This is a genomic window from Kitasatospora sp. NPDC086791, assembly GCF_040685975.1.
Lineage (GTDB): Bacteria > Actinomycetota > Actinomycetes > Streptomycetales > Streptomycetaceae > Kitasatospora.
The window spans coordinates 1-22,251 of the sequence record NZ_JBFBOC010000011.1 but is presented as its reverse complement, the minus strand read 5'-3'; the positions used below and the strand labels follow the sequence as shown (position 1 = coordinate 22,251).

The following is a 22,251-nucleotide window of genomic DNA, read 5'->3' as shown; positions in this document are numbered from 1 at the left end:
GAAGGATTGTCACAAAATCGCGACAGATTCGACTCATGGCCGAGGACCGAACGGACGTACACGCAGGGACAAGGGCCGTTCGCCCACGGCCCGTTGATCCCGGCGCCGCTCCGGGCCTCTCGGCATCCGCCCGGCAACTCCCAACGTGCACCCGGCTTCCGGTGCGGGGGTGTTCGACCGGACCGTGCTCACCGCGCTCACCGCGCCCGCCCGCCGGGGACCGCGGCCGGGCGCGGTCCCCGGCGGGCGGGGTGGGCGCAGTGGTGTCGGGTGCCCGGGAGAGGGCGTCAGAGGCCGAGCAGGGCCGGGTCGGAGGCCAGGGCGCGCAGCGGCTCGCGCGGATCGGCGACCAGCTTGCGCTCGGCCAGGTCGAGGATGCCGCCGACGCCGGTGATCTCGGCGGCCAGCACGCCGTCCTCGCGGACCAGCCGCTGCACCACCTGGAAGGTCTTGCCGTCCCGCCAGGCGAACGAGCAGCTCACGTCCACCGAGTCGCCCGCGCGCAACTCCCGCAGGTACTTGATGGTGGTTTCCAGGACGACCGGGCCGACGCCCTTGGCGACCAGGTCGGCCTGGCGGATCCCGGCCGCCTGCAGGTACTCCCAGCGGGCGTGCTCGGCGTACTGGAGGTACACCGCCTGGTTGAGGTGGCCCTGGGTGTCGGTCTCGTACCCGCGGACGGTGATGCGGGTGGTGAAGTCCTGATCGGTCATGCCCCGCACGCTACTCCCGGCGGCGCGGCGCGACCGCGTGTCCTCCGTCACCCCTCCGCTGGTCAGCCGGGCAGCCCGGCCAGCAGCGGCAGCAGGGCGTCCGGGCGCCGGTCGACCGGCAGGTGCTCGACCGGGTGGAAGCCGCAGCCGAGCGCGGTCGCGCCGCCGTCGCAGGTCCGGTCGTCGCCGACCATCAGCACGTCGGCCGGGGCGAGGCCGAGCCCGGCGCAGGCGGTCTCGAAGATCACCGGGTCGGGCTTCTGGGCGCCGACCTCGTAGGACAGGACGTAGCTGTCGACCAGTTCGTCCAGTCCGTGGGCGCGGAACACCGGGCGCAGGTCCCAGCCGATGTTGCTCACCACGGCGACCGGAACGCCCCGGCGGCGCAGCTCGCGCAGCACGGGGGCGGTGTCCGGGTAGGGGCGCCAACTCGCGGGCGCCCTGTGGCTCTCGTACAGGGCGTCCACGTCGAGGCCGGCGGGCGGCGCGGCGGCGCGGGTGAGCGCGGTGTACGCGCCGCGGTGCAGCTCTGGGGTCAAGTCCCGGGTGTCCCAGGCCTGCTGGATATCGGGCGGGATCCGGCGCGGCGGCACGCCACCGGGCAGCGCGCCGAACTCCTCCAGCCGGTGCACCAGTTCGGCCTGCTCGTGGGCGGGCAGGCCGAGGCCGGCGGCGGTGAAGGCCGCCAGCCACTCGGCGGTGGAGACGACCCGGAAGAGGGTGCCGGAGAAATCGAACATCACGCCTTTGGTCATGGCGTCGAGCCTAACCGCGCGCTCGGCCGGACGCGTTCGGCCCGGCGGAGGCGCCCGACGCCGGGGCTCAGCGGGCTCAGCGGGCTCAGCGGGTTCAGCGGAGGGTGAGGATACGCGGACCGTCCTCGGTGACGGCGACGGTGTGCTCGATGTGGCTGGCGCGCGAGCCGTCGGTGGTGCGCAGCGTCCAGCCGTCCGGATCGGTGCGGTAGTCGTCCCGACCGCCGGCCATCAGCATCGGTTCGATGGCCAGCACCAGGCCCGGCCGCAGCGGGTAACCCCGGCCCGGGCGGCCGAGGTTGGGCAGGTGCGGGTCCTCGTGCATCCGGCGCCCGATGCCATGCCCCCCGAAGCCCTCCGGCGTCCCGTACCGCCCGGCGCGGACGACCCGGCCGATGGCGTGGGAGATGTCGCCGATCCGGTTGCCGACCACGGCGGCGGCGATGCCGGCCTCCAGGGCCCGCCGGTTGGCCTCGATCAGCGCCGTGTCCTCGGGCCGGGCGGCGCCGACGGTGAAGCTCACGGCGGCGTCACCGGCCCAACCGTCCAGCACCGCACCGCAGTCGATGCTCAGCAGGTCGCCGTCGCGCAGCCGGTAGTCGTCCGGGATGCCGTGCACGACGGCGTCGTTGACGGAGGCGCAGATGACGGCGGGAAACGGGACCGGCGCGAAGGACGGGCGGTAGCCGAGGAACGGCGAGCTCGCCCCGGCCGCGTTCAGCACGCCCCGTGCCACCTCGTCCAGCTCCGCCAGGCTGACGCCGACCGCCGCCGCCTCCCGCACGGCGGCGAGCGCGTCCGCCACCACCCGCCCGGCCTCGCGCATCGCGTCGAGGGCGGCGTCCGACTTGAGTTCGACCATGGTGACATCACTCCTCTGGATCCAATTCTTATACCGGTATTTGTATCACGGTCGAGAGTGGTTGACCGTCACCCGGCAGTGCTGCGGGGAGCCCGCGACAGGGTGCGCCCAGGTGGCCGCAGGCCTCCTGCCAGGGAATATGTGGCACGCGGGCGGCCGATGATCCGCTAGTGTTCGGCGGCGCAATCCGATGATCTGAACATGAGGAACCCACGTGACGACCCCGCCGACCGCCCCCGTCGACGAGACCCCCCAGCCCGCCCAGCCCGCCGAGCCCGCCGAGCCCGCCGAGCCGACCGCCCATCAGCCCTGGGGAAACGGACACCCCGCCCCGGCCGAGCCCTCGCGGCTGCGCCGGCTCGGCCGCCGCGTCGGCGGACCGCTGCTGCTGGTCGCGCTGATCACCGGCGGTCTGGTCATCGCCGGCCAGGCCGGCAAGTCCGAGCCCGAGGCCGCGCAGGTCGGCAGCTGCGTGCACGACCTCGGCGGCGGCGGCAAGCCGAAGATGGAGCTCGTGGGCTGCAGCAAGCCCACCGCGGACTACAAGGTCACCAAGGTCGTCCACGACGGCGAGGCCAAGCACGCCTGCGACACGGAGCCGGAGGACGTCTTCGGCTCCTACAGCGAGGAGCGCCGGAGCAGCATCGTCATCCTCTGCCTCGCCCTGAACCCCGAGCGGCCGGGCGGCCCGGCCGACCTGCCCAGCTGGCCCGCGCAGTAGGCGCGCGGGAGGACGGGCCCGCGCGGCACTAGACTCGACGCCATGGTGAGGACTCCGCTGACCCCGTGGGAGCGCGAGCGCGGGGAGCGCTTCGGGGCGCTGCTGCGCGAGGCGCGTGGCGAGCGCAGCATGGTCGAGGTGGCGGCGGTGGCCGGCGTCTCGGCGGAGACGCTGCGCAAGATCGAGACCGGACGAGCCCCGACGCCGTCCTTCTTCACCGTCGTGGCGCTGGCCTTCGCGCTCGACCTGTCCCTGGACGAGCTCGCCGCCGCCTGCGCGCCGCCCGGGGACGGCGAGCACGGTGAGCAGGGCGCCGCGCTCTCGGCGTGAACGACCGACGGCCCGCTCCTGCGCGAGGTGCGCGGTGCGGGCCGTCGGCATGACCGGGGCTCAGCCGACCGAGCTGTTGTAGCTCTCGATCGCCGGCTGCAACTCCTTGGCGGCGTCGGCCAGCGCCTGCTGGGCCGGCTTGCTGCCCGCGATGGTCTGCTCGATCGCGGTCTCCACGCCCTTGCGGGCCTGCGGCATCACGCCGAGCAGACAGCCGGCCGTGGCCGGGGTGGGCTTGGTGCCCTTCAGCTGGTCGATCGCGGTCTGGAACTGCGGGTACTTGGCCACCCACTCCTTGTCCTTGGGGTCGTCCAGGGACTTCGTGTTGACCGGGAAGTAGCCGGTGCCGGTGTGCCAGACGGCCTGCTGCTCGGGGGCCGTGACGAACTTCTCGAACTCCCAGGCGGCGCGCTTCTCGGCGTCCGAGTGGCCGGGGCCGCTGATCCACAGCGAGGCGCCGCCGATCACCGGGCCACCCTGGTCGGCGGCGGTGACCTTCGGGAAGGCCGCGGTGCCGACCCCGAACTTCGCCGCCTCGGTGTAGCCGCGCAGCACGCCGGTGGACTCCAGGTGCATCGCGACCGTACCGGCCTTGAAGGCGGCCTGGGCGTCGTCGGTGGTACGGCCGGTGTTGGCCGCGTAGCCGCCCTTGACCAGGTCGGCCCACCACTGGACGATCTGCGCGCCCTGGGCCGAGTCGAACACGACCTTGCCGGCCTTGTTGCCGCGACCGTTGTCGTTGTCGCAGTACATGGCACCGGACTCGGCCAGCAGCTGCTCCACGAACCAGCCGTAGATGGCCGCGCCGAAGCCGTACCGGACGGTCTTGCCGTCGGCGTCCTTCTTGGTCAGCTTCTTCGCCAGCTCGCCCAGCTCGTTGAGGTCCTTGGGCGCCTGCGCCGGGTCGAGGCCGGCCTCCTTGAAGGCGTCGGTGTTCAGGTAGAGCAGCGGCATCGAGGAGTTGAACGGCATCGACTGGAGCTTGCCGCCGACCGAGTAGTAGTTGCGGATGTTGGCGTCCAGGTCGCCCAGCGCGTAGCCGTCCTTGTCCGCGAAGGCCTGGGCGGGGACGGTCTGCTTGGAGTCGATCATGAACCGGGTGCCGATGTCGTAGACCTGCACCAGGGCGGGGGTGCCCTTCTGCTGCACCGCGGCCTTGTACTTGGTGACCAGCTCGTCGTACTTGCCCTGGAACTGCGGCTTGACCGCGATCTTGCCCTGGTGCGCGGCGTTGAACTGGTCGACCAGCCCGGTGAGCACCTCGGCGTTCTTGCCGGTCATCGAGTGCCAGAACTCGACGTTGGTGACGCCGGAGGCCTGGTCGAGCGCCTGGGCGCCGGGCGCGGCGGCGGCGTCGTTGGAGGCGCCGGAGCCGGAGCCGGAGTCACCGGAGGAGCTGCAGGCGGTCAGGGACAGGCCGGCCACCAGCAGGGCCGCGAGCGCGCGTGCACTCTTCTTCACGAGGGTTCTCTCTCTCGAACGCGATGGACTGGCGAGGGACGGACGGGAACGGGCGGGGGCTGACGAGGGACGGGCGGGGAGCGGGTCAGCGCACCGCGCCCGCGGTGAGGCCGCGGACGATGAAGCGCTGGCCGAAGACCACCAGGGCGAGCGTGGGCAGCAGCGAGAGCACGACGCCGGCCAGGATCAGTCCGGGGTCGGCCATCTCGGAGTCGCGCAGCGAGGTGAGACCGATCTGCAGGGTCTGCATCTCCGCCGTGCGGGTGATGATCAGCGGCCAGAAGTACTGGTTCCAGGCGGACAGGAAGACGTAGATCGACAGCGCCGCGAGCGCGGGCTTGTTGAGCGGGACGACGATCCGCCACAGGAAGCGCCAGTGGCCGGCGCCGTCGATCCGGGCGGCGTCGCGCAGTTCGCCGGGCAGCTGGCGGAAGGCCTGGCGCAGCATGAACGTGCCGAAACCGGAGGCCAGGAAGGGCAGCACCAGGCCGAAGTAGGTGTTGCCGAGCCCCCAGCCCGACAGCGTCAGGTAGTTGGGGATGATGATGGCCTCCCACGGGACCATCAGCGTCGCCAGGAACACCCCGAACACCTCGGCCCGGGCCTTCAGCGGCAGGAAGACGAAGGCGTACGCGGCCAGGATCGAGGTGAACAGCTGGGCGAGGGTGATCGCGGTGGCCGTGACCGCCGAGTTGGCGTACTGGCGGGCCAGCGGGATCGCGTCCACGGCGCCGGCGAAGTTCCGGCCGGTGACCGAGTGCGGCACCAACGCGGGCGGGTAGGAGGAGAGTTCGGACGGGCCCATGAAGGCGCCGGCAATCGCGTAGTACACCGGGAAGGCCACGGTGACGAGGGCGACGGCGAGCAGCAGGTGGACGGCGGCGCGGCCGAGCAGGTCGCGCGGGGAGCGCCCGGCGAGGGCTCGGGCGCCGGCGCGGGTGCGCGGGCGGGGCGCCTCGGGGGTTCCGGGCGTCTCGGGCGTCCCGGCGTCGGTGGTGGCGATCGAGGTCATGCGTAGTGCACCTTCCGCTCCAGGACGCCGAACTGGACGGCCGTGCAGGCGAGGACGACCACGAGCAGCACCACGGCCTGGGCGCTCGCGGTGCCGAAGTCGCTGGAGCCGTAGGCGAAGGCCTTCTCGTAGACGGAGTAGACGAGGGTCCGGGTGGAGCCGTCCGGCCCGCCCTTGGTGAGGATGTGGATCTGGCCGAAGCTCTGCAGCGCGTGGACGGTGGAGACCACGGTCAGGAAGAACAGGTTCGGGCCGAGCATCGGGACGGTGATCGAGCGGGCCAGCCGCAGCCCGGCCGCGCCGTCGATCCGGGCCGCCTCCACGACCTCCTGCGGGATCGAGCCGATCCCGGCGGAGAGCACCAGCACGTTGTAGCCGAGGTTCATCCAGACCGTGGTGACGGCCACCGAGACCAGCGCGTACCGGGAGTCGGTCAGCCAGCCGACCGGCCCGAGGCCGACCTGCGAGAGCAGGCCGTTGAGCACCCCGCTGGCCGGGTTGAAGAACACCGCGAAGACCACCGACGCGCTCGCCACCGAGAAGGCGAAGGGCAGCGCGAAGGCGGAGCGCAGCAGCCGCACGCCGCGGATCCGGTTCTCCAGGAGCAGCACCAGCACCAGCGCGCCGAGCACCCCGGGCACCACGGTGAGCAGCGTGAACAGCCCGGTGGTGACGAGGGTGCGGCGGAAGTCCGCCGAGGTCAGCAGGTCGGTGTAGTGCTTGGTCCCGACGAAGCGGGAGGGCGCGCCGAAGAGGTCGTTGGCGTGCCCGCTCAGGTAGACCGTCCGCCCCAGCGGGTAGCCGATGAAGAGGACGAAGACCACCAGGGAGGGCAGCAGGAAGGCCCAGGCGAGCCCGTGTTCGCCCCAGCGGCTTCGGCGGCCCGGTCGGGGCGCGGTGTGCGGTGCGGTCGGCATGCGGTGCGCGTCCGCCTTTCGTGATGTCGGTTCCGGCCGAAACCGTGTCCTGCCCACACGACGCGGCGGAAACCCCGTGGTGATCAGGGGATGTCACCGGGATTACGCGTTCGCGTCAGGTTTCGGCCGGTCGTGCCCGGACGGGCTACCGCACCGCTGCCGAGCGGTTCACCGCGGTGTCGGAGGGGTGCCGTACGGTGCGCGGGTGGACGAAACGGAACTCGACATGCGGGCCGCAATGGCCGAAAGTCTGCGCGGCCGCGCGGGCTCCTGGGCACTCGTCAGCGGCTTCGCCGCGTACTGGGGCGAGCCGCTCGGGCCGGACGACGGCTTCCCGGACGCCGAACTCGACGCCGCCGAGGGGCGGCTCGGCCTGCGGCTGCCGGTGGCGCTGCGCGAGGCGTACCGGTTGTTCGGCCGCCGGGCGGACCTCACCAGCAACCACGACGTGCTGCTGACGCCGGACGAGCTGTTCGTGCTGGACGGCGCGCTGGTCTACCGGACGGAGAACCAGGGCTGCGCGCACTGGGGGGTGCTGACGGCCGACCTCGCGCGGGACGGCGTCGACCGCGAGGACCCGCCGACGGTGATGCGGCTGGACCTGGCGGACCCGTCGCAGGAGCGGTGGGAGCCATGGGAGGACCGCTTCTCGACGGCCGCCGCGGTGATGGCGATGACGGAGAAGCTGCTGGAGGACCACGAGCTGACCGACGTCATCGAGTCGGAGAACGAACTGCCGGACGGTTTCCGGGAGTTGCCCGCGCTCGGCCGGGGCTGCCGCTGGTACCAGGGGCCGGACGTGCTGGTCTCGGTGGTCGAGGAGGCGTGGATGACGGCCCGGGCGCGCACCCCGGAGGCGCTGGAGGCGCTGTACGCGGCGGTGCCCGGGGACTGGCTGGGCGAGTGAGCGCCCCGCCCGGCCGTGACCCCCGTTCACGGCCGGGCGGGACTGACGTCCCCGGGCGGGGCTGACCTCGCCGGTCAGGAGCGCCGACGGTCAAACGCGCGTCGACGGTCAGGCACGTCGCGGTCAGGCGCTGGAGCCGCCGTCGAGCACCAGGTCGCTGCCGACGGTGTAGCCGGCCTCCCCCGAGGCCAGGTACAGCACCGCGGCGGCCACCTCCTCGACCGCGCCGGCCCGGCCGACCGGGATCTCCGCCTTCATCCGCGCGGCCTTCGCGGCGGCGCTCTCACCGGGCCGGCCCGACATGGGGGTGTCCACCGCGCCCGGGCTCACCGAGTTGATCCGCACGCCGTCGGCGATGTGGTCCAGGGCGGCGGTGCGGGTCAGCGCGGTGACGGCGGCCTTGCCGGCCGCGTACGCCGCGAGGTTCGGGATCCGCCGGTGGGCGCCGAGGTTGGACGAGACGTTGACGATCGCGCCACCGCCGTGGGCCCGCAGGTGACCGATCTGGTGCTTCATCGCGAGCATGGTGCCGGTGAGGTTGACGTCGATCACCCGCCGCCACTCGGCCTCGTCGATGTCGGCGACCGGGCCGATCGCGCCGAGCACCCCGGCGTTGTTGACGGCGACGTCCAGCCCGCCGAACTGCTCGACGGTCTCGCGGACCAGCCGGGCGGCGTCCTCGCCGTTCGTCACGTCGCCGGTCAGCGCGACCGCCTTGCCGCCGGCCCGCTCGATCAGCTCGACGGTCTCGGCCAGCGGGGCGGCACTCCGGCCGGCGACCGCGACCCTGGCCCCTTCCCGGGCGAACGCGAGGGCGATGGCCCGGCCGATGCCGCTGCCGGCACCGGTGACCAGGACGGACTTGTCGGCGAAACGCGTGGTCATGTGAACTCCTCAATCCGAGTGGTGCGTCCTGATCCGGCGGTGGTGCGGAAGCGGCGCGGCGGCGTCCATGCGCCCCCTTGTGCCCCCCATGAGCCCTCCCCTATACAGACCGTTCGGTCCAAAATAACGACAGCAAACGACACCGACCCGCGAGGTCACGGCGCCGACCCCGGTCCGGCGAGGTCAGTCCCGGTCCAGCAGCGTCAGCGCCTGCTCGGCGGCGTCCCCCACCCGGGCCGCGCCGTCGGCGGTCTTGCCCATCACCCGCATGCCCTGCATCAGCACCATCAGCATCCGGGCGAGCACCCGCGGCTCCCGCCCGGCGGGCAGTTCGCCCTGCGCCCCGGCCCGTACCAGGGCGGCGGTCAGCACCGCCTCCAGGTGGGCGAGGCTGGCACTCACCCGGCGGGCCGCCGAGGAGTCGTGCGGGGCGAGTTCGACGGCGGTGTTGGTGACGAAGCAGCCGCGCTCCCGCCCGCGCCCGGCCGACTCCGCCGCGTACCGGCGCACCACCGCCCGCACGGCCGGCAGCACCGGGCCGGGCTGGGACAGCTCCGCCAGCAGCACCGGGTCGGTCTGCTCGGCGTACCGCTCCAGCGCGCGCAGGTACAGCTCGTGCTTGCTGCCGAAGGTGGCGTAGACGCTGGCCCGGGCGATGCCGAGCCGCTCGACCAGGTCGGCCATCGAGGTGGCCTCGTAGCCGCGCTGCCAGAACAGCTCCAGGGCCGCCTGCAGCGCCGCGTCCGGGTCGAATTCCTTCGTTCGCGCCATGCCCCACACGGTAGCCCTTTCCAGAACGATCGGTCAAGAAATGTCGACCATCGACCCGGATCGAACCATCTGACGGAGCATTGCCAATTGGACTAGACCACAGCTACCCTTACCGCCCCATCCCTCCTTCCCCCACAGGAGGCGTCTCCGCATGTCCGCACATGTCCCCACCACCCCCCGCCAGGCGGCCGAGGCCGCCCGGCCGCTGGTCCTGACGGCGTTTCGGATCGTCGTCGGCCTGCTCTTCGCCTGCCACGGCCTCGCCTCGCTCTTCGGCGTCCTGGGCGGCGCCAAGGGCGGCGGCACCCTCCCGATCGGCCAGTGGCCCGGCTGGTGGGCCGCGCTGATCCAGCTGGTCGGCGGCATCCTGGTGCTGCTCGGCGCCGGCACCAGGCCGGCCGCCCTGCTCTGCTCCGGCTCGATGGCCTACGCCTACTTCACCGTCCACCAGGAGCACGCGCTGCTGCCCCTGCAGAACGGCGGCGAGGCCTCGGTCATGTTCTGCTGGTCGTTCCTGACCATCGCCGTGCTCGGCGCCGGTCCGTACGCCCTGGACCGGCTGATCGCCCGCCGGCCGGTGGGCGCGGCGGCCGAGCCGGCCGCCGCGCCCAGCTCGACGGGCTGAGCCCGAGGCACTGAGCCCGAGGCACTGAGCGCGACGGGCTGAGCTCGACCGGCCGGACCGGACGGGCTCAGCCCTCCGCGAGGTGCCGTTCCACCGAGGCGATCTTGGCGGTGAGGCCGTCGGTGACCCCGGCCCGGTCGTCGATCTTGATGACCGTGCTCACCCGGTTGCTGTGGGCCTTCACCGCCTCGATCGCGTCCCGGATCACCGGCATCACCTCGTCCCACTCCCCCTCGATGCTGGTGAACATCGCGTCCGTACGGTTCGGGAGCCCGCTCGCGCGGACCACCCGGACGGCGGCGGCCACCGCCTCGCCCACGTCTTCGCCGATCCCCAGCGGGGTCACGGAAAAGGCTGCGATCACGGCTCTGCGCTCCTCGGGTCGACGGCACTGGTCGCCGGTCCGGGTCGTCCCGGACCGGCGACCAGGCTAACCGGACACCTCGTCAGGCCACCGAAGGCAGCGGCGGTTCGACGGCCAGCGGCGCGGTGGACCGCGCCCGGTGCTGGGCCGCCCAGGAAGCGAGGGCGACCGTGCAGGCGTGGTCCAGGTGGCGCAGGCCGGACCAGTCCAGCTCGACCGGCCGGTCGTCCGGCAGCCGTTCCAGGGTGTCCAGCAGCCGGGGCAGCCGCAGGAAGGTGGCGTTGCCGCTCAGCCGGACCCGGTGCAGCGGCTCCCCGGACGGGAGCACCGCCTCCTCCGTCGCGATCTGCAGGTGCGAGGTCTGCCACGCGGACTTGGCGACCGCCAGCCCGACGCCGATCAGCACTCCCTCGAACAGGTCGGTGGCGATGATCGCGGCCGCCGTCACCACGAGCACCAGCGCCTCGCCCTGGTGCCCGCGGCAGAGCGCGGCGATCCGGCGCAGCGGCACGAGCTTGGCACCGGCGTGCACCAGCACGGCGGCCAGCGCGGTGAGCGGGACGAGCCCGAGCACACCGGGCAGCAGCGCGGTGAACAGCAGCAGCCAGAACCCGTGCAGGAAGCGGGAGGCCTTGGTCTTCGCGCCGGCCTGGACGTTGGTGGCGCTGCGGACGATCACCGCGGTCATCGGCAGCGCGCCGAGCAGCCCGCAGACGGTGTTGCCGACGCCCTGGGCGGTGAGCTCGCGGTCGTAGTCGGTGCGCGGGCCGTGGTGCATCCGGTCCACGGCGGCGGCGCTGAACAGCGTCTCGGCGGAGGCGATCAGGGTGAAGGCGACGAGCGTGCCGATCCCGGCGGTGCCGGCCAGGGCGCCGAGCGAGGCGCGGTCGGGCAGCTGGACGACGTCGAGCAGGCCGGCCACCCGGACCCGGGCGACGGGGAGGTCGGCCGCGGCGGTGACGGCGGCGGCCAGGCCGACGGCGGCCAGCGGCGCGGGGACGGCGCGGGCGGCCCGCTCCGGCAGGTACTTCCAGCCGACCAGGACGAACAGGGTGCCGAGGCCGAGCGCGACCGCGCCGGGGTCGGCCGCGGTGGTGAGGACGTCCTTCAGCAGGGCGGGCAGTCCGGCGATCTTCTCCGGCCCGGTGGCGGGGGCGCGGCGGTCGGCGAGCGCGTAGAGCTGGCCGAACACCAGGGTCAGCCCGATGCCGGCCAGCATGCCGTGCACCACCGAGGCGGACATCGCCCGGAACCAGCGTCCGAGCCGCAGGGCGCCCATCGCGAGCTGGAGCAGGCCGGTGCCGAGCACCAGCAGGCCGAGCGCGCCGACGCCGAACTCGCGGACGGCGTCGGCGACCAGGACGGTGAGCCCGGCGGCGGGGCCGCTGACCTGGAGGCTGCTGCCGGGCAGGGCGCCGACCACCAGGCCGCCGACGATGCCGGTGACCAGGCCGAGTTCGGCCGGTACGCCGGAGGCGACGGCCACGCCGACGCAGAGCGGGAGGGCGACCAGGAAGACCACCAGCGAGGCGGGCAGGTCGCGGCGCCAGGGCACGGCGCGCAGCGCGGCGATCGGGGCCCTGGTCCGGCCCGGCGGGGAGTCCTTCCGGGGGCGGCCCGGCGGGCTCTCGCTGCGGTGGGGCGGCCGGTTCACCCGGTCACCACCGGGGTGCGGGCAGGGGTACAGCAGCGCATGGGGGCGCTCCTTCCGCGCGCCCGCCGCTGCGGGCACGCCGTTGCGGTGCGGGACAAGGCGGTGCGGGAGCTCATGGGGCGAGGGCAGGAGGGGCGGGGAAGCACGGGACGGCGGCGACGGTGGTGGTGCGACCGCGGCGCCGGACGGACCGGAGGGCGGCGGCGGGTGTCGGGTCGGCGCGGTCAGGGGGTGCGTCCCTCGCTCGGGTGCGGCGGACCGGGCACGCTGGTCCTGGACGGGGGCCGCCGACGGAGTTCCCCCGCTCCCCGGCGCTCCCGAATCCCCCTGCCGCGGCCTCAGTTGGACGTCACGGGCCCGGCGTGCCACCGACGGTACCCAGGACGGCGCGCCGGGCCCACCTCGGACACCGTCCCTTCACGGGCACTGCACACCGGGTGCGCTTCCCGGCACGGAACGTCCGCTTCCCCGCGCACACCAGCGCGGTCGCCGACCGGGCGTGCGAATCCCGGTCACGCGGATTCCGGGCCCACGGATCCCGACCAACCACCCCGCACACCCCGCACCCCGCACCCCGCGATCAGGCCGCTCTCCGGCTGAGCGGCCGCGCGGGGGCGCACGAGCCGCTCCGTACACCCCCCGTACCCGGAACACCGGCGGCGCCGGCACGGTTGAGCCGTCCGGGGCCGCTACCGTGTGCCCGGGCGGAACCCCGCCGCCGACCCGCCGAAAGGACCACCACCGTGAGCCTGTACGACATCCCACTGCGCACCCTCGCCGGTGAGCCCGCCTCGCTCGCCGACCACAAGGGCAAGGCGCTGCTGATCGTCAACGTCGCCTCCAAGTGCGGCCTGACCCCGCAGTACGCCGGACTGGAGCGCCTCCAGGAGCGTTACGCCGGGCGCGGGTTCACCGTGCTGGGCTTCCCGTGCAACCAGTTCGCCGGGCAGGAGCCGGGCAGCGCCGAGGACATCCGGACGTTCTGCTCCACCACCTACGGCGTGACCTTCCCGCTGTTCGAGAAGATCGACGTCAACGGCGACGACCGCCACCCGCTCTACCGGCAGCTGACCCAGGCGGCCGACGCCGAGGGCGAGGCCGGGGACGTCACCTGGAACTTCGAGAAGTTCCTGATCTCGCCGGACGGCACCGTCGCCGCCCGGATCCGGCCGCGCGTCGAGCCGGAGGCGGACGAGCTGATCGCCGCGATCGAGGCCGTGCTGCCGGCCTGACACCGCCCGGAGGGGGCCGCCACCGTCGTCGGCGGCCCCCTCCTCACGGCAACAACAACCGGGTGCCGGGCGGGAGTTCGCCCGCCCGCTCGGCGTCGCGCAGATGCGCCAGCAGGGTCGTGCGCAGCGCCTCCGCCGCCCGGGTCGGCGGCACCTCGTGGCCGTGCGCGACGGCGATGGTGCGGCCCAGGCCCGGCCCGGCGAACGGAGTCACCACCAGGCCCGAGCGGGCCGCCACCATGCCGGGGACGACGGCGGGCCCGAGGCCGGCCCGGACGAAGCCCAGCACCGCGTCCATCTCGCCGCCCTCCACCGCGAACTCCGGCTCGAACCCGGCCGCCCGGCAGGCCGCCAGGGTCGCCTCCCGCACGTCGTAGCCCTCCCGGAACATCACCAGCGGCCGCTCCCGCAGCTCCGCCACCCGCACCCTGCGCCGGGCCCGCCGCCCGGCGGAGACCAGCACCAGCTCCTCGTGCAGCAGCTCGGTGACGGCCAGGGCGGGCGCCTGCTCCCCGCTCGGCGGGGTGATGATCAGCGCGAGGTCCAGCTCCCCCGCCGCCAGCCAGCGGACCAGGTCCCGCGAGCCGCCCTCGCGGACCACCAGGGCCACGCCCGGGTAGCGGTCCCGGAAGACCCGCAGCACGTCCGGCACCAGGCTGGTGCACAGGCTCGGCGGCGCGCCCAGCCGGACCCGGCCGCGGCGCAGCTGCACCGTCTCCTGGACGGCCAGCCGGGCGCTCTCGGTGTCCGCGAGGATGCGCCGGGCCAGCGGCAGCAGGGCGTCCCCGGCGTCGGTCAGGGCGATGTTGCCCCGGGTGCGGTGGAACAGCTCGGCACCCAACTCCCTTTCCAGCGCGCGGATCTGTTGCGAGAGGGACGGCTGTGCGACGTGTGCGGCCTCGGCCGCCCGGGTGAAGTGGCGGGTGTCGGCCACGGCCAGGAAGTAGCGGAGTTGCTGGAGCTGCACCCGGCCAGGATAGGCCGCATCGATAGCCGCTGCCTATCGTCGTGAGCCGCAGCCTGTCTTGGACGCACCCCGGCCGCCCTCCCTACCGTTGCAGCCATGACAACCGCGACTCGGACGGGCCGGCATCCGTCCACCCTGGCGACACTGTGGCGGTCGACCATCGGCAAGAAGGCGGTCATGGCCGTCACCGGACTGGTCATGCTGCTGTACCTGGTCGCGCACATGCTGGGCAACCTCAAGGTGTTCTTCGGCCCCGAGGACATCAACGGCTACGCGGCCTGGCTGCGCACCATCGGGCAGCCGTTCCTCGGCCACGCGTGGTTCCTCTGGATCGCCCGGCTCGCACTGCTGGCCTCCGTCGTGCTGCACGGCGTCTCCGCCTACCAGCTCAGCCGCCGCGACCTCGCCGCCCGGCCGAGCACGTACGCCCACAAGCGCCGCCGGGCGAGCTACGCGACCCGCACCATGCGCTGGGGCGGGGTGATCCTGGCGCTGTTCATCGTCTGGCACATCCTCGACCTGACCACGCTGACCGTGAACCCGGCCGCCGAGGAGGGGCACCCGTACCAGAACATCGTGGCCTCCTTCGGGAACTGGTACTCCTGCCTGGTCTACGTGGTCGCGATGCTGGCCGTCGGCCTGCACGTCCGGCACGGCTTCTGGAGCGCCGCGCAGACCCTCGGCGCCAACAACGCCCGCCGGGACCGCGCGCTCAAGCTGACCGCCGACGGCCTGGCGCTCGTGCTGACGGCCGGCTTCCTGTCCGTCCCCGTGGCCGTGATGACCGGAGTCGTGAAGTGACCTACCTGGACTACACCCTCGGCGAGCCCGTCGCCGACACCAAGGCCCCGGCCGGGCCGATCGAACAGCGCTGGGACCAGCGGCGGTTCGACGCCAAGCTGGTCAACCCGGCCAACCGGCGCAAGCACACCGTGATCGTCGTCGGCACCGGCCTGGCCGGTGGCGCGGCCGGTGCCACGCTGGCCGAACAGGGCTACCACGTCGTCCAGTTCTGCTTCCAGGACTCCCCCCGGCGGGCCCACTCGATCGCCGCCCAGGGCGGCATCAACGCGGCCAAGAACTACCGCAACGACGGCGACTCGGTCCGCCGGCTGTTCTACGACACCGTCAAGGGCGGCGACTTCCGGGCCCGCGAGTCCAACGTGCACCGGCTCGCCCAGGTGTCGGTGGAGATCATCGACCAGTGCGTGGCCCAGGGCGTGCCCTTCGCCCGCGAGTACGGCGGCCTGCTGGACACCCGCTCCTTCGGCGGCGTCCAGGTCTCCCGGACCTTCTACGCCCGCGGCCAGACCGGCCAGCAGCTGCTGCTCGGCGCCTACCAGGCGCTGTCCCGGCAGATCGCCGCCGGGAACGTGGAGCTCCACCCGCGCACCGAGATGCTGGACCTGCTGGTCGTCGACGGCCGGGCCCGCGGCATCGTCGCCCGCGACCTGGTCACCGGCGAGATCCGCTCCCACACCGCGGACGCCGTCGTGCTCGCCAGCGGCGGTTACGGCAACGTCTTCTACCTCTCCACCAACGCCAAGAACTCCAACGCCACCGCGATCTGGCGGGCCCACCGGCGCGGCGCGTACTTCGCCAACCCGTGCTTCACCCAGATCCACCCGACCTGCATCCCGCGCTCCGGCGACCACCAGTCCAAGCTCACCCTGATGAGCGAGTCGCTGCGCAACGACGGCCGGATCTGGGTCCCCAAGGCCGAGGGCGACACCCGGCCTCCGGCCGAGATCCCCGAGGAGGAGCGGGACTACTACCTGGAGCGGATCTACCCCTCCTTCGGCAACCTGGTGCCGCGCGACATCGCCTCCCGGGCCGCCAAGAACGTCTGCGACGAGGGCCGCGGCGTCGGCCCCGGCGGCCAGGGCGTCTACCTGGACTTCGCCGACGCGATCCGCCGGCTGGGCCGGGACGCCGTCGAGGCCAAGTACGGCAACCTCTTCGAGATGTACGAGCGGATCACCGCCGAGGACCCGTACCGGGTGCCGATGCGGATCTACCCGGCGATCCACTACACGATGGGCGGGCTCTGGGTCGACTACGACCTGCAGACCACCGTCCCGGGCCTGTTCGCGATCGGGGAGGCCAACTTCTCCGACCACGGCGCCAACCGGCTCGGCGCCAGCGCCCTGATGCAGGGCCTCGCCGACGGCTACTTCGTGCTGCCGCCCACGCTCAACGACTACCTGGCCCGGCACCCGCTGCCCGCCGTGCCCGCCGACCACCCGGTGCTCACCGAGACCGAGGCCGAGGTCGAGGACCGGCTCAACCTGATCCTCGCGGTGGACGGCGACCGCACCCCGGACTCCTTCCACCGCGAACTCGGCGAACTGCTCTGGGACGAGTGCGGCATGGCCCGCGACGAGGCCGGGCTGAAGCGGGCGCTGGCGCGGATCCCGCGGCTGCGCGAGGAGTTCTGGCGCCGGATCAAGGTGCCCGGCACCGGCCGGGAGCTCAACCAGTCGCTGGAGAAGGCCAACCGGCTCGTCGACTACTTCGAGCTGGCCGAACTGATGTGCCTGGACGCCCTGCACCGCGCCGAATCCTGCGGCGGCCACTTCCGCACCGAGAGCCAGACCCCGGACGGCGAGGCCGCCCGGCGCGACGAGGAGTTCGGCTACGCCGCCGCCTGGGAGTTCACCGGCACCGGCATGGCGCCCGTCCTGCACCGCGAGGCGCTCGACTTCGACCACGTCCACCCCACCCAGCGGAGCTACGCATGAACCTCACCCTGCGCATCTGGCGCCAGGCGGGCCCGGACGCGCCCGGGTCGATGACCACCTACCAGGTCCGCGGGATCAGCCCGGACATGTCCTTCCTGGAGATGCTCGACACCCTCAACGAGGAACTGATCACCCGCGGCGACCAGCCGGTCGCCTTCGACCACGACTGCCGCGAGGGCATCTGCGGCGCCTGCGGCATGGTCATCAACGGCCAGGCGCACGGCCCCGAGCGGACCACCACCTGCCAGCTGCACATGCGCCACTTCCGGGACGGCGACACCATCGACGTCGAGCCCTGGCGGGCGGCGGCCTTCCCCGTGGTCAAGGACCTGGTGGTGGACCGCTCGGCCTTCGACCGGATCATCGGCTCCGGCGGTTACATCACCGCCCCCACCGGCAGCGCCCCCGAGGCGCACGCCACGCCCGTCCCCAAGGACGCCGCCGACACCGCCTTCGAGCACGCCGAGTGCATCGGGTGCGGCGCCTGCGTGGCGGCCTGCCCGAACGGCTCGGCGATGCTCTTCACCTCCGCCAAGGTCGTCCACCTCAACGTGCTCCCGCAGGGCGCGCCGGAACGGGCGTCCCGGGTGCGGAACATGGTCACGGCCATGGACGCCGAGGGCTTCGGCGGCTGCACCAACACCGGCGAGTGCGCCACCGCCTGCCCCAAGGGCATCCCGCTGCCCAGCATCGCGGCGATGAACCGGGAGTTCCTGCGCGCCGCCCGCGGCTGACAGCCGCCCACCTGCCGGTCGGGCCCACCGACCGTCGGCCCCTCGCGCCGGTGCTCGCGCGAGGGGCCGCCGTCCGTCCGGCGGGGCGTGCGAAGGCAGTTCACGCTCCCCGTACGGGTGGTGGATCGCCGCGAGCGGTCCTGCCGCGCGGAAAATCGCGCTACGGTGGTGCTCCGCTACGGAGGGACGGCATATGCCCGAGGTTCAGTCCTGTTCCGGCTGCGGCGGGTCCGGGGGGACCCAGAAGACCGAGGCAACGGTCGAACTGGACGAGGAAGGGAGCATGGTGCCCAGGGTCCACGAATTCTGGTCGCCGTGCGGTCGGTGCCACGGATCCGGGACGGTGATCGTCGGATGAGGTTGGTCTTCGAGTGCGTCGAGTGCGGTGGGCACTACCTGCCGCCCGAGGGCATGGTGTACCCCGACGGGCCGGCCTCGCCGGTCTGGTGCACCGGCTGCCAGAGCGCCAAGCGCGCAGCCGGGGTCCGGGAGGACCCGCTGCTCGCCCGTGTCGCGCTGGCCGCCGCCCGGGCCGCGCTCGCCCGGCGGGCCGCCGAGGCCGCCGAGCCGGCCGCGCGCCACGACGTCCGGCCGTCCCGGCCGCCGCTGTCCCGCCGGGCCCGCTCGGGCCCGGGCGGGGTGCGCAGCAAGCTGGGCTGACCGCCCGGGGCGGTCTCCCGCGGCCGGTACCGGACGGCGCCGTCGTCGGTCTGGTGCGCGGTGCTCATGCTCGGACTCGCTCCCCGGCCGGTGGCAGGTCGGAACCGGCACGTCGAGACTAGACCCTGCGGTTTTGATACGCAACCACGCTGGTCAGGGACGGCTCCGGTCGCCCGCAGCCGGCCACTGCGGCCGCCCACCGGGGTCAGAACAGCGCCTCCTGGGTGTCCGGCTCCGGCGGCCGGACCCGCTCCCGCAGGGTCAGCCCCTCGGACGGGCGGCCGGCCACCGGGGTGAGCGTCCAGCCCGTCAGGCGGCGGGTGTCCAGCAGCAGCGGGCCGGAGCCGTCCGCCTGGTCGAGGAAGAGGTGCTTGCCGATCGGCGGCCGGAGCCGGCCCGCGACCACCGCGCCGTCGGCCAGTCCGGCGATCTCCCGGTAGGTCTCCGGGGCACCGTCGGCGAGGCCGTAGCGCTCCACCTGGTCCACCACCGGGCGGTCCGCGAAGAGCTCCACCGCGTGGCCGTCCAGCAGCCGGTGCGCCCGGGCGCGCGCGTCGGTGAGCACCGCCCGGCGGTGCGCGGCGTCGCCGGGCGACCACCAGTGGTCCGCCTTGAGCCGGGACTTGTACCGCTCCCGGGCCAGACCCGAGGCGGCGACGGTGAGTTCGGCGCGGCGCACCGCGGGCAGGCCGCCCCTGGCGGTGAACGCGTAGGCCAGCGCGCCCTGTTCGAGCAGCCGGGCGTCGCCGCGCTGCTCGGCGGTCAGGCCGACCTTCAGCAGGCCCTCGCCGAACCAGGCCAGGTACAGCAGGTAGGTGCGGCCGTCGTCGAGGATCTGGTCCCGCGCGAGGGCCAGGCCGCGGTCCACGCTCTGGCAGGCCGGGCACTGCGTCGCGCCGCCGTCCGGATCGATCACCGCGTGGTGCGGGCAGGGGGTGCGCTCCGTCGCCCCGGCCAGCCAGGCCCCGGTGCAGCGGCGCGGGCCGCCGAGCAGCCAGCCGACCTCCGCGCCCGGCGCCACCGCGCGCTCGTGCACCCGGGCGGCCCGCACGGCCCCGAGCAGGGCGCGACCGTCCTGCCAGCTCAGGCCGGTGGAGATCCAGCCGCCGGGGCGGTCCTGGTGCTGCGGTGCGGGGATCGTCACGGGCATCCCTCCCTGTGGGTACTCGACCAGGCGAGGCTACCCGCCGCCACCGACAACGGTGGTTCCGCGGCCTGCCGGCCCCGGCCGCCGGAGGATCCGCCCCGCGGTCGGCAGCGGGGCGGCCCGGCGGCGGTCGGTCCGCCGGGGCGTCAGGGCCCGGCGCGGGAAAGGTCCGCAGGTCGCGGGGGCTTGGCCGGGCGGGGTGTCCACGTTCTATTGTGGCGGGCGCGGTTGGCGGCGCGGCCGGGTGGCGGCGCGGGGCCGGCCGGGGTCGGCGACGAGGTGAATGGGGTGGACGGACGGTGTCGGGGCGGCGGAGCAGCGGGGTGCTGGCGATCTGGGCGGAGGCGCAGCGGCAGCAGCAGCGCCGGGAGGAGGCCCGGTGGCGCGCCGAGGCGGCGGAGGAGCGTCGGCGGGAGCGTGAGCAGCGCGAGGCGCAGCGGGCCACCGCCCGCACCGAGCGGGAGGCGCAGCGGGCGTACCAGCAGTCGCGGGAGGCGGAGGCGGTCCGGCGGACGGGCGAACTGGACGCCCGGGTCGCGGAGTTGAAGGGCTTGCTGGCCGCCGGGCTGGCCGCGCCGGCGTTCGGTCCGCAGGCGCTGCTGGCGCCGAGCGCGGTGCCGCCGTTCGATCCGGGGCCGCTGGGCGTGCCGGTGGAGATGCCGGACCAAGCCTCCGCCGGCTACTTCGTGCCGCCGCCGGATCCGGTGCAGGCCCGCAATCCCGGGGTGCGGCGGCAGTACGAGCAGTACCTCGCGCAGGCCCGGGCCCGGTTCGAGCAGGACTGGTACGCCGCGCAGGCCCGGGAGGCGGACCGGCAGCAGCGGCTGGCCGCGCACCACCGGGAGTACCTGGCGTGGGCGGAGCGGTTCCGGCTGCAGGACGAGGAGCGCGGCGCCCGGACCGAGGAACTGCTGCGGCGGTTGCGGGCGGGTGAGCCGGAGGCGGTGCAGGAGTACTTCACGGCGGGCCTGTACGCCTCGGCGGCCTGGCCGGAGGGCTTCCCGCACCGGCTGGCGGCGGCCTTCGACGCGGCGGGCCGGCAGCTGGTGGTGGACTGGGAGCTGCCGGGGCCGGACGTGGTGCCGGCGGCGGCCCGGGTGCGGTACGTGAAGTCGGACGACCGCGAGGCCGAGGTGGCCCGCCCGGCGACGGAGCGCAAGGCGCTGTACCGGCAGGTACTGGCGCAGTCGGCGCTGCGGGTGGTGGCGGAGCTGTTCCGGGCCGACCGGGACGGGCTGCTGGACTCGGTGGTGCTGAACGGTTTCGTCCTCGGCATCGATCCGGCGACGGGCCGGGAGGCGGAGCGCTTCGTGTCGACGCTGACCGCGCCCCGGGCCGGGTTCGCCGGGCTGGCGCTGGACCGGGTGGACGCGGTGGAGTGCTTCCAGGGCCTGGGCGGCCGGCTGTCGGCGCGCCCGGAGCGGCTGGACGAGGTGCGGCCGGACCGGCGGCCGCAGACGGTCGGCGGGAGCCTGGCCGGGCACGGCGGCGAGGACGAGCCGGACCTGTTCGAGATGGATCCGCTGGAGTTCGAGGACCTGATCGCCGAGCTGTTCCGGCTGCGCGGTTTCCGGGTGATGACCACGGCCCGCAGCGGCGACGTCGGGGTGGACGTGGTCGCCGAGGACCTGGACCCGGTGACCGGCGGCACGATCGTGATCCAGGCGAAGCGCTACAGGAAGACCGTCCCGCCGACGGCGGTGCGCGACCTGGAGTCCACCGTCCGCCACCACGGCGCGATCAAGGGCATCCTGGTCACCACCGCGGGCTTCGGCCGCGGCTCGTACAGCTACATCGAGGGCAAGCCGCTGACCCTGGTGAGCGGCCCGGAGCTGGTCGCCCTGCTGGCCGAGCAGGGCCTGCGCGGCCGGCTCGGCGGCGGCGCCCGGGCCGGCGCGGACGCCGCGGGCACGGCGGACGCCCCGGACGCCGGGCCGGAGGAGGCCGGGCCGGCCGGGCGGGAGAGCGCCCTCACGGTGAGCTGGCAGAGCCGGACGGCCGGCGGGGACGCGGTGGAGCTGGACGTGACCGCCTTCCTGTGCGCCGGTGGCCGGGTGCTGAGCGACGAGCACTTCGTGTTCTTCAACAGCCCGCAGGACCCGGACGGCGCGGTCCGCCTGCACCCGACCCGCTCGGTGCCGGGCGAGCCGACCCGGGCGGCCCGGCTGACCCTGGACCTGCACCGGCTGCCCGCCGTGGTCGAGGAGGTGGTGGTCGCGGTCTCCACCGAGGAGGAGGAGCACCCGGCCCTGCCGCTCGGGTACGTGCACGGGCTGGCCGTCGCCGCCGCGTACGGGCCGGGCGCGGCCGGTCCGGCGGACTGGGCGGGCCCCACCGGCGGGGTGCCGGACAGCGCGATGCTGGTCGGCGCCTTCCGACGGGCCGACGGCGGCTGGGAGTTCAGTCCGTCCGGCCGGTCGGTGACCAACGGTCTGGCCGGGCTGGCGACGGCGTTCGGGGTCGCGGTCGAGTAGCGGGCCGCGCCGGGACGGAGCGCCCGGTCCCGGCCCTGACGGGACCTCGCCCCGCAGGGGTCCCCGTCATACCTGAGGAGGAGAACTCCCCCGCCGCCCCGCCGGGTCGGCGGGGGCCGACCGTCCCCTCGGCATACACGTCGCACAAGAACCTCTTGACAGGATGGACTGGAGTCAGATTTTCCGTTTTTCCGTCCCCCAGGAGTGAGTCCACGTGACGTTCCCCGCAACCGCCGTCCGCACCGGCCGGGCGGCCGCCCGCGCCACCGGCCTGAACAAGGTCTACGGGGAGGGGGAGACCCGCGTCGTCGCCCTCGAC

At 74.0% G+C, this 22,251-nt stretch carries 22 protein-coding genes and 1 pseudogene; 11 read left to right on the top strand and 12 right to left on the bottom strand.

Annotated elements, in window-relative coordinates; genetic code table 11:
- Window positions 1-287 precede the first annotated feature (287 nt).
- The 3 genes from AB0Q99_RS17270 to map all read right to left on the bottom strand — a co-directional run bounded on the left by AB0Q99_RS17270 (window position 288) and on the right by map (window position 2,330).
- Window positions 288-713 carry an acyl-CoA thioesterase gene (locus AB0Q99_RS17270; protein WP_363572548.1) on the bottom strand — a complete coding sequence of 142 codons (426 nt, stop codon included), beginning with the start codon at window positions 711-713 and terminating at the stop codon, window positions 288-290.
- Between the two features lie 62 nt (window positions 714-775).
- On the bottom strand, window positions 776-1,468 hold the full coding sequence (locus AB0Q99_RS17265) for an HAD-IA family hydrolase (RefSeq protein ID WP_363572546.1): 693 nt from the start codon (window positions 1,466-1,468) through the stop codon (window positions 776-778).
- Window positions 1,469-1,562: 94 nt separating this feature from the next.
- Window positions 1,563-2,330 carry a type I methionyl aminopeptidase gene (map, locus tag AB0Q99_RS17260; RefSeq protein WP_363572544.1) on the bottom strand — a complete coding sequence of 256 codons (768 nt, stop codon included), beginning with the start codon at window positions 2,328-2,330 and terminating at the stop codon, window positions 1,563-1,565.
- Window positions 2,331-2,544: 214 nt separating this feature from the next.
- Here map and AB0Q99_RS17255 point away from each other — a divergent pair, with 214 nt between their 5' ends.
- On the top strand, window positions 2,545-3,051 hold the full coding sequence (locus AB0Q99_RS17255; protein ID WP_363572542.1) for a hypothetical protein: 507 nt from the start codon (window positions 2,545-2,547) through the stop codon (window positions 3,049-3,051).
- A 42-nt stretch (window positions 3,052-3,093) separates the two neighbouring features.
- Window positions 3,094-3,381, top strand: a complete 288-nt coding sequence (locus tag AB0Q99_RS17250) for a helix-turn-helix transcriptional regulator (protein WP_363572540.1) — start codon at window positions 3,094-3,096, stop codon at window positions 3,379-3,381.
- 60 nt (window positions 3,382-3,441) lie between these two features.
- On the opposite strand, the gene AB0Q99_RS17245 is transcribed toward AB0Q99_RS17250, so the two are convergent.
- The 3 genes from AB0Q99_RS17245 to AB0Q99_RS17235 all read right to left on the bottom strand — a co-directional run bounded on the left by AB0Q99_RS17245 (window position 3,442) and on the right by AB0Q99_RS17235 (window position 6,771).
- Window positions 3,442-4,842, bottom strand: a complete 1,401-nt coding sequence (locus tag AB0Q99_RS17245) for an ABC transporter substrate-binding protein (RefSeq protein ID WP_363572538.1) — start codon at window positions 4,840-4,842, stop codon at window positions 3,442-3,444.
- A gap of 85 nt (window positions 4,843-4,927) precedes the next feature.
- Window positions 4,928-5,854 carry a carbohydrate ABC transporter permease gene (locus AB0Q99_RS17240; RefSeq protein WP_363572536.1) on the bottom strand — a complete coding sequence of 309 codons (927 nt, stop codon included), beginning with the start codon at window positions 5,852-5,854 and terminating at the stop codon, window positions 4,928-4,930.
- A complete protein-coding gene (locus tag AB0Q99_RS17235; protein WP_363572534.1) occupies window positions 5,851-6,771 on the bottom strand; it encodes a sugar ABC transporter permease in 921 nt (306 codons plus the stop codon). The genes AB0Q99_RS17240 and AB0Q99_RS17235 overlap by 4 nt, the downstream gene beginning before the upstream one ends.
- 205 nt (window positions 6,772-6,976) lie before the next feature.
- On the opposite strand from AB0Q99_RS17235, the gene AB0Q99_RS17230 reads away from it, so the two are divergent.
- Entirely contained in the window at window positions 6,977-7,678 is a 702-nt protein-coding gene (locus tag AB0Q99_RS17230) for an SMI1/KNR4 family protein (RefSeq protein ID WP_363572532.1), read from the top strand.
- A 123-nt stretch (window positions 7,679-7,801) separates the two neighbouring features.
- Here the strand turns inward: AB0Q99_RS17230 and AB0Q99_RS17225 are convergent, their stop codons facing one another.
- On the bottom strand, window positions 7,802-8,563 hold the full coding sequence (locus AB0Q99_RS17225) for a glucose 1-dehydrogenase (RefSeq protein WP_363572530.1): 762 nt from the start codon (window positions 8,561-8,563) through the stop codon (window positions 7,802-7,804).
- Between the two features lie 183 nt (window positions 8,564-8,746).
- Window positions 8,747-9,334, bottom strand: coding sequence for a helix-turn-helix domain-containing protein (locus tag AB0Q99_RS17220; protein WP_363572528.1), 588 nt, complete (start codon window positions 9,332-9,334; stop codon window positions 8,747-8,749).
- Window positions 9,335-9,485: 151 nt separating this feature from the next.
- On the opposite strand from AB0Q99_RS17220, the gene AB0Q99_RS17215 reads away from it, so the two are divergent.
- A complete protein-coding gene (locus AB0Q99_RS17215; protein WP_363572526.1) occupies window positions 9,486-9,959 on the top strand; it encodes a DoxX family protein in 474 nt (157 codons plus the stop codon).
- 67 nt (window positions 9,960-10,026) lie between these two features.
- On the opposite strand, the gene AB0Q99_RS17210 is transcribed toward AB0Q99_RS17215, so the two are convergent.
- Together AB0Q99_RS17210 and AB0Q99_RS17205 are read right to left on the bottom strand one after the other, a co-directional pair.
- Window positions 10,027-10,323 (bottom strand): MTH1187 family thiamine-binding protein, encoded by a 297-nt coding sequence (locus AB0Q99_RS17210; protein WP_363572524.1) that lies wholly within the window; start codon window positions 10,321-10,323, stop codon window positions 10,027-10,029.
- Between the two features lie 82 nt (window positions 10,324-10,405).
- Window positions 10,406-11,896, bottom strand: a complete 1,491-nt coding sequence (locus AB0Q99_RS17205) for a SulP family inorganic anion transporter (protein ID WP_363572890.1) — start codon at window positions 11,894-11,896, stop codon at window positions 10,406-10,408.
- Between the two features lie 824 nt (window positions 11,897-12,720).
- Between AB0Q99_RS17205 and AB0Q99_RS17200 the strand changes: the two genes are divergently transcribed.
- Complete coding sequence (locus AB0Q99_RS17200; protein WP_363572522.1) at window positions 12,721-13,209, top strand: glutathione peroxidase; 489 nt, start codon at window positions 12,721-12,723, stop codon at window positions 13,207-13,209.
- A 43-nt stretch (window positions 13,210-13,252) separates the two neighbouring features.
- Here the strand turns inward: AB0Q99_RS17200 and AB0Q99_RS17195 are convergent, their stop codons facing one another.
- A complete protein-coding gene (locus tag AB0Q99_RS17195) occupies window positions 13,253-14,176 on the bottom strand; it encodes a LysR substrate-binding domain-containing protein (protein WP_363572520.1) in 924 nt (307 codons plus the stop codon).
- A 96-nt stretch (window positions 14,177-14,272) separates the two neighbouring features.
- Between AB0Q99_RS17195 and AB0Q99_RS17190 the strand changes: the two genes are divergently transcribed.
- From AB0Q99_RS17190 to AB0Q99_RS17175, 4 genes are all read left to right on the top strand, one after another.
- Window positions 14,273-14,977 carry a succinate dehydrogenase cytochrome b subunit gene (locus AB0Q99_RS17190; protein ID WP_363572519.1) on the top strand — a complete coding sequence of 235 codons (705 nt, stop codon included), beginning with the start codon at window positions 14,273-14,275 and terminating at the stop codon, window positions 14,975-14,977.
- The gene (locus AB0Q99_RS17185; protein WP_363572517.1) at window positions 14,974-16,917 is read left to right on the top strand and encodes a fumarate reductase/succinate dehydrogenase flavoprotein subunit; all 1,944 of its coding nucleotides are present in this window, start codon (window positions 14,974-14,976) and stop codon (window positions 16,915-16,917) included. Before AB0Q99_RS17190 ends, AB0Q99_RS17185 begins: the two co-directional genes overlap by 4 nt.
- Complete coding sequence (locus tag AB0Q99_RS17180) at window positions 16,914-17,651, top strand: succinate dehydrogenase/fumarate reductase iron-sulfur subunit (RefSeq protein WP_363572515.1); 738 nt, start codon at window positions 16,914-16,916, stop codon at window positions 17,649-17,651. The genes AB0Q99_RS17185 and AB0Q99_RS17180 overlap by 4 nt, the downstream gene beginning before the upstream one ends.
- Window positions 17,652-18,005: 354 nt before the next feature.
- On the top strand, window positions 18,006-18,311 hold the full coding sequence (locus tag AB0Q99_RS17175) for a hypothetical protein (RefSeq protein WP_363572513.1): 306 nt from the start codon (window positions 18,006-18,008) through the stop codon (window positions 18,309-18,311).
- A 205-nt stretch (window positions 18,312-18,516) separates the two neighbouring features.
- Here AB0Q99_RS17175 and AB0Q99_RS17170 read toward each other — a convergent pair whose 3' ends face one another.
- Window positions 18,517-19,455, bottom strand: coding sequence for a DUF2797 domain-containing protein (locus AB0Q99_RS17170; RefSeq protein ID WP_363572511.1), 939 nt, complete (start codon window positions 19,453-19,455; stop codon window positions 18,517-18,519).
- A gap of 326 nt (window positions 19,456-19,781) precedes the next feature.
- Between AB0Q99_RS17170 and AB0Q99_RS17165 the strand changes: the two genes are divergently transcribed.
- Together AB0Q99_RS17165 and AB0Q99_RS17160 are read left to right on the top strand one after the other, a co-directional pair.
- Entirely contained in the window at window positions 19,782-21,932 is a 2,151-nt protein-coding gene (locus AB0Q99_RS17165) for a restriction endonuclease (protein ID WP_363572509.1), read from the top strand.
- Window positions 21,933-22,146: 214 nt separating this feature from the next.
- A pseudogene (locus AB0Q99_RS17160) lies at window positions 22,147-22,251 on the top strand (ABC transporter ATP-binding protein); the annotation flags it as partial.